The sequence below is a fragment of the Priestia sp. P5_B4 genome, assembly GCF_056400385.1.
On sequence record NZ_JBFULJ010000179.1, the window covers coordinates 1 to 6,136 of the forward strand.

10 protein-coding genes are annotated in these 6,136 nt (G+C 39.2%); 5 read left to right on the plus strand and 5 right to left on the minus strand.

Features of this window, described 5'->3' with window-relative positions; translation table 11 throughout:
- Positions 1-264, plus strand: a 264-nt coding sequence (locus AC1DRF_RS14490) for an NAD(P)H-dependent oxidoreductase (RefSeq protein WP_477740999.1), incomplete at its 5' end; no start/stop codon positions are given.
- Positions 265-324: 60 nt separating this feature from the next.
- On the opposite strand, the gene AC1DRF_RS14495 is transcribed toward AC1DRF_RS14490, so the two are convergent.
- Positions 325-864, minus strand: a complete 540-nt coding sequence (locus AC1DRF_RS14495; RefSeq protein ID WP_427075866.1) for a GNAT family N-acetyltransferase — start codon at positions 862-864, stop codon at positions 325-327.
- Between the two features lie 198 nt (positions 865-1,062).
- On the opposite strand from AC1DRF_RS14495, the gene AC1DRF_RS14500 reads away from it, so the two are divergent.
- The 4 genes from AC1DRF_RS14500 to AC1DRF_RS14515 all read left to right on the plus strand — a co-directional run bounded on the left by AC1DRF_RS14500 (position 1,063) and on the right by AC1DRF_RS14515 (position 3,362).
- The gene (locus AC1DRF_RS14500; protein ID WP_477741000.1) at positions 1,063-1,272 is read left to right on the plus strand and encodes a hypothetical protein; all 210 of its coding nucleotides are present in this window, start codon (positions 1,063-1,065) and stop codon (positions 1,270-1,272) included.
- A gap of 4 nt (positions 1,273-1,276) precedes the next feature.
- Positions 1,277-1,789 carry a hypothetical protein gene (locus tag AC1DRF_RS14505; protein ID WP_097822863.1) on the plus strand — a complete coding sequence of 171 codons (513 nt, stop codon included), beginning with the start codon at positions 1,277-1,279 and terminating at the stop codon, positions 1,787-1,789.
- 177 nt (positions 1,790-1,966) lie between these two features.
- Positions 1,967-2,860 carry a tyrosinase family protein gene (locus AC1DRF_RS14510; protein WP_477741001.1) on the plus strand — a complete coding sequence of 298 codons (894 nt, stop codon included), beginning with the start codon at positions 1,967-1,969 and terminating at the stop codon, positions 2,858-2,860.
- 232 nt (positions 2,861-3,092) lie between these two features.
- A complete protein-coding gene (locus AC1DRF_RS14515) occupies positions 3,093-3,362 on the plus strand; it encodes a YjcZ family sporulation protein (protein ID WP_043981292.1) in 270 nt (89 codons plus the stop codon).
- Between the two features lie 69 nt (positions 3,363-3,431).
- On the opposite strand, the gene AC1DRF_RS14520 is transcribed toward AC1DRF_RS14515, so the two are convergent.
- From AC1DRF_RS14520 to AC1DRF_RS14535, 4 genes are all read right to left on the minus strand, one after another.
- Positions 3,432-4,409, minus strand: a complete 978-nt coding sequence (locus tag AC1DRF_RS14520) for a ring-cleaving dioxygenase (protein ID WP_097822865.1) — start codon at positions 4,407-4,409, stop codon at positions 3,432-3,434.
- Between the two features lie 211 nt (positions 4,410-4,620).
- Complete coding sequence (locus AC1DRF_RS14525; protein WP_477741002.1) at positions 4,621-5,244, minus strand: FMN-binding negative transcriptional regulator; 624 nt, start codon at positions 5,242-5,244, stop codon at positions 4,621-4,623.
- A gap of 274 nt (positions 5,245-5,518) precedes the next feature.
- Complete coding sequence (locus tag AC1DRF_RS14530) at positions 5,519-5,896, minus strand: hypothetical protein (RefSeq protein WP_097822867.1); 378 nt, start codon at positions 5,894-5,896, stop codon at positions 5,519-5,521.
- Between the two features lie 23 nt (positions 5,897-5,919).
- Positions 5,920-6,093: a glycine zipper domain-containing protein gene (locus AC1DRF_RS14535; protein ID WP_427075863.1), complete on the minus strand. Its 174-nt coding sequence runs from the start codon at positions 6,091-6,093 to the stop codon at positions 5,920-5,922.
- Positions 6,094-6,136: the final 43 nt, after the last annotated feature.

Genomic DNA, 6,136 nt, shown 5'->3' on the forward strand with positions numbered 1-6,136 from the left:
TTTAAATATACAGCAGAAGGTTCTGTAGGTCTATTAACAGATAAAAAAGCGTATCATATTCAAGCAAACGGCGGTATCTACTCTCGCGGCCCTGCTGGTGAATTAGAAATGGGTCACCGTTATATGCGCATTATGATGAATTTCTTCGGCGTTCCTTCTATCGGAAGCCTATTTGTAGAAGGACAGGCTGCAATGCCAGATAAAGCACAAGAAATTAAAGAAGACGGCATTGCTCGCGCTAAAGAAGCTGCACGTACGTTCTAATAACAAATATAAGCACAAAAAAAGGAACATCTCCCCGTGTTCCTTTTTTTATGCTTGCCATTATATCTTTGCTTCCTCGCGCAGCTGCGAATAAACATATGTATCAAACGGGATGCCGTTTTGGAACAGGTACTCTCTTAGCGTCCCTTCCTTTTTAAATCCTAATTTGCTTAACAAGGCGATAGATCCACTATTTTGCATAAATACAATCGCTCCTATACGATTGTATTGAAGTTCGTTGAAGCCATAAGAAATCGCTTCATGAACGGCTTCTGTTGCGTATCCTTTGTTCCAATACTCCGGAAAAAGAGCATAGCTTACGTTTGCTTTCTTATGCCCAGGAGACCACTCTTGAAACCCTATTGTTCCAATCAGCTTCTCTTTTCCTTTTAGCTGAATCCCCCATTTAATTAATTGTTTTTCTTCGTAGCCTTTGGAAAAATTCTTAATGATCTCCTTCACTTGGTTGATCGATTCTAAAGGTTTTTGCCCGTAATAGCGCAGCACCTCTTCATCAGAAAAGCATTCTAAAATCTCACTGGCATCATCTTCTACAATTTTTCTTAATATCAGCCGTTTTGTCTCTAATTCCGGAAACATTTTCTTCCCTCTTTTCTGCGCAGCTTATCTATCTACGGTAAACCATACTATTCTCCTCTTAACTAGCAATATCCTGCTAAAACCTTACCCGGGAGGACTCATTTCCTATCCAAATAGTCGATTTACAGCGGAGATAGTGGTATTTTATATAGTGGGCATAAGTTACTTTTTATCAACACAGAGGCGGTGAACGCATAAATGAACCAAGATAAAGAATTGCTGTCCACGATACACGCTCTTCAAAAAGAGCTGCAGCAAGAAAAAGAAAACCGTGCGTATATGCAAAAAGATATGGACGAACTCAGAAGCGCTTTATTACAATCAGAACAAGTAAAACAAAACTTAATTGATCAGMTAGAAAAGAAAGTCGATTTGATTTTAACGTTGATTCAAAAAGGAGACGCATAAAGGAATGGATTTTTTTAAAAACAGCAAAATACTATACACTATTGTGGCACTTGTTATTGCCCTCATCGCTGTATTTACCAACAATTCGCCCATTTCCCTCATTCAGCAGCATGAAAATTCAAGCAGTACATCGAGTAGCACACCGGACACTACATCAAGCAACCAATGCTCTGCAGAGACTCAAAGCGACAGATTATTTACCGGCAAAGAACTTGTCTTACAAGAAGGAAATGATAAATATGGATATTGCCACATTGTCGCGCATATGCAAAAACCAGGCGTTAACAATTATCAAGGTAAAAGCCAATTCAGCAAGTATTTAAATGAAAAACAAGCGATGTCTGTTGCTGAAGAAGTCATCAACGAAGGCGAAGACGGCACCAACAATAAATCTGGCAACTACGTTAAAGAAAAGTATATTAGTTCTTTAAACCAAGAAGTTAGAGTTGTATATACTGACTACAGAGGCAAAGACTACGACTACAGCGTAACGACCATGTATCCAATTGGTCATTAATAATAATGCAGTTAAAAAAAGCAGGCGCATGCCTGCTTTTTTTATTTTACCTCTATTTATGATTTACACCTTTAAAAAAGTCTCTGTAAATTTACAGTAGCACTTTTACCTCTTGGACATATTCTAAATATAAAAAAGAAACAGCCCCTTGCTTCTTTTTTTAGAAAGAGGTTACAAATGAGTAACAAGTACAGAGTTAGAAAAAACGTATTACATCTTACCGACATGGAAAAAAGAGATTTTGTTCGTACCATGCTAATACTAAAGGAAAAAGGGATATATGACCGCTATATAGCGTGGCATGGTGCAGCGGGTAAATTTCATACGCCTCCGGGCAGCGATCGAAATGCAGCACATATGAGTTCTGCTTTTTTGCCATGGCATCGTGAATACCTTTTACGATTCGAGCATGACCTTCAGTCAATCAATTCAGAAGTAACCCTTCCTTATTGGGAATGGGAAACGGATGCACAGATGCAAGATCCATCACAATCAAAAATTTGGAGTGCAGATTTTATGGGCGGAAACGGAAATCCTAAAAAAGATTTTATCGTCGACACCGGTCCGTTTGCAGCTGGGCGCTGGACGACGATCGATGAACAAGGAAATCCTTCCGGCGGGCTAAAACGTAATTTTGGAGCAACGAAAGAGGCACCTACACTCCCTACTCGAGATGATGTTCYCAATGCTTTAAAAATAACTCAGTATGATACGCCGCCTTGGGATATGACCAGCCAAAACAGCTTTCGTAATCAGCTTGAAGGATTTATTAACGGGCCACAGCTTCACAATCGCGTACACCGTTGGGTTGGCGGACAGATGGGCGTTGTACCTACTGCTCCGAATGATCCTGTCTTCTTTTTACACCACGCAAATGTGGATCGTATTTGGGCTGTATGGCAAATTGTTCATCGTAATCAAAACTATCAGCCGATGAAAAACGGGCCATTTGGTCAAAACTTTAGAGATCCGATGTACCCTTGGAATACAACCCCTGAAGACGTTATGAACCATCGAAAGCTTGGGTACGTATACGATATAGAATTAAGAAAATCAAAACGTTCATCATAACCCGTTCTATAAACAGCAGTATACAATCAAAAACAGATAAACCCCTTCCCTTCTGACATAACTTATAAGACCACAAGCATCGTAAAACTCACTGCTTCATTTCCATTCACCATAAAATATAGTTAATCAACCATAATTGGGCTGTGAATAAGCTTCATATAAGGACCTTGGAACATATGAATAAGTTATCAAAGCTTTATAAAAGTTTTATAAATGAAGGGAAGATATCAAAATGCATAATAACGTAAACGCACCTTTTAGTTCTAATGAAAATATGCCATTCTCACCTGCTATGGCTCACCACGCCTATACAGCTCCTGCTTATGAGCACATGATTCCACACTGCGGGTATTCAATGCCGGACTATGGATATATGGTTCCTGAATGTGGATATGGCGTTCCTCACCACGGATGTAATGGTTTTGCCATTATCATCGTACTGTTTATTTTACTCATTATTATTGGTGCATGTGGTTGCGGTTTCTGGCACAATGAGTGTTAACCTAAAAAACTCCAGTATAAATACTGGAGTTTTTTCATGTCTTAATAGGCGGTAGGCACCTTCAGAATTCTATAGCGTTTCATCCAAATCTAGCGGTCTCAGCTTTTCTTCGATTTCTTTGCGCTTCGGCTCTAAAAATGGCGGCAGGGCTAATGTTTGGCCCATCGTTTCAAGCGGTTCATCGGTCGCAAATCCAGGTGTGTCMGTTGATAATTCAAATAAAATGCCGTTTGGTTCTCTGAAATAAAGTGCTTTGAAATAGTATCGTTCTACTTTACCGGAATTCGGCAGGCTGTTTTCATTTAATCGGGCTGCCCACTTATTGTATTCTTCTTCATTTGGAACACGGAATGCAACGTGATGAACGCCACCGCGCCCTAAGCGAACTTTCGGCAAATCAGGTCTCGTTTCAATATGAACTTCGGCTCCGCTTCCGCCTTCACCTGTTGCATAAACCAAAATATCTCTATGATCTCCTGCAAGAGATGGATAAGAACCCACGTAGCGAAATCCCATAATATTTGTCAGTACGTCAACAGTTGGTTCTGGCGTACCCACCGTTAGCGTGACCGGTCCTAAGCCGATAATCGCATGTTCTAATGGAATGTCTTCGCACTTCCAAGGMACACCTGCTCTTACCCCTTTTTCACCGTTGTCCGCAACAAGAAGCAAACGTGTACCTTCATAATCTTTAAATGCTAACGTATCACGATTAGCTCGTTTAGCTATTTCTTCATATTCCACTCCGTACTGCTCAAAGCGATTTTTCCAAAAGTGTAAAGAATCCGTACTTTTAACGCGAAGCGAAACAGTCGAAATGTCAGATGCACCTTGATGCGTTCTTGCAAGTCCCGGAATATCAAAAAACGTTACTTCCGTTCCTGGCGTCCCTTCTCCATCTGCATAAAACAAGTGGTAAGACTGAGTGTTATCTTGATTCACCGTTTTTTTTACTAATCGCATGCCTAAAACTTTGGTGAAAAACTGATAGTTTTTCTCAGCTTTCCCCGTCAAAATAGATACATGATGCAACCCTAACAATTCCATCTGCTCCGCCTCTTTTCATAATATATAAATTTTTTAACTCCCACTAAAATTATCTTTAATTTAATTATCTTTAATTAAAGATAATTTTAAAGGATATACAGCCTGTTTGTCAATAACAAGAAAATGTTTTGAACATAAAAAAGAAACTAAACACATAGTTAGTTTCTCTTTATCTTCCCTTTAACAAACTGCTGATCTTTTCCAACAGCGGTTACTTTTTAAGCACGCGCTGCACATTTTGCTTCATCAGCTCCGCAATTTTTGTTTCATTTTCACGAGACGTCTGCTCTAATTTTTCTATGACTAACTGCTGTCTTTCGACTGAATGATTTTGACTTATCTTTTGTTTGCCTTCTATTTTGCTGATGTCGATTTTAAACCCAATGATTCCTTTACTTAAACCATTCATATAAGCAGGATCAACGTCATTTAGTGTATATGTACTGCTCGGGCTTTCATATTTCTCCACCATCTTCCTCAGCAGCCCAAGCAGTTCTGTTGGTGCTTCAATCACTTTCATGGTGCCATACACGTGAACAGCTTCATAATTCCATGTTGGTACAGCTTGATTCGTTTCATACCAAGACGGTGAAATATAACAGTGAGGCCCTTGAAACACAACCAAAATTTCTTGATTTTCAGCATCTTTCCACTGCAGATTCGGACGAGCAAAATGTCCATATAAAGTTTTTTCTTTCCGGTTTAACATCAGGGGCAAATGAGTAGCATAAGGCTTTTCATTATGATACGAAAACAAAGTGGYAAATCCATTGTCTTCAATAAATTCATACATTATTTGTTCCTCATTCACTTTAAAATACTTTGGAATATACATCGGCGCTTCTCCTTTATCTCTTATTTAGTAAAAGATATAATACTATACGTGTTTGCAACAGCGTCAGTTATGAACTTTTTATGGAGGTCAGCAAACATTTAACCATCTATGAATGGATTTTTTAAGAAGCTTATGCTACACTGCTGCGATGTAAACCGCTGCTTTTTTATATGTATTTATTTAGCACATAATGCAATTAGATACATGTTTGTTAAATAAAGCTTCAGAAACTCAAAAAAAGAAGAGCTTGTTTAAAACAGCTCCTTTCTCACGTTTATCTATACAATTGAGGATTTTTTTCTCGTTTGATAGGTCCGCCTTTGGCTATATGCCACTCAATGACGCAGTCCGTCAAACGATCGTATACGTCGTCTTCTAAATACGGATCTTCTGTCGAAGTGAGCAAGGTGTGAACATCGGCTTTTATTTCGGCTAACATAGCTGTGCTGAATACGTCCGGATCATTCAATACGTCTAGTATATATAGCACCAGCATCTTAAATCCGCCGTCCCAATTGGCATTTCCGTTGCCTTGAGCTTCACAGCGAAGCTTTTCAATGGCCCGGATGACTTCTCCTTCTACGATATCCGACTGCCCATTTCTCGGGACATAGTTTAACCATAGTTCTTTTGCTTCGTCAAAATACTTCATTCTGAACTCCTTCTTTCAAAACTTTATTCCTTTTTGTTCCTTTGATTTATTGCCGTTCCAAATGCAACACCTAAGGCCGTGCCGACCGCAATGCCGAACCCAATATTATCCATAAGTATACCGAGAGAAGCCCCCATCGCAACGCCCATCCCTAACCCCATTCCTAGATAATCTGTCTTTTTCTTTTCTTCAGACAAAAAAACTTCTCCTTTTCTACTATTTTATTGATACCTTTTATAC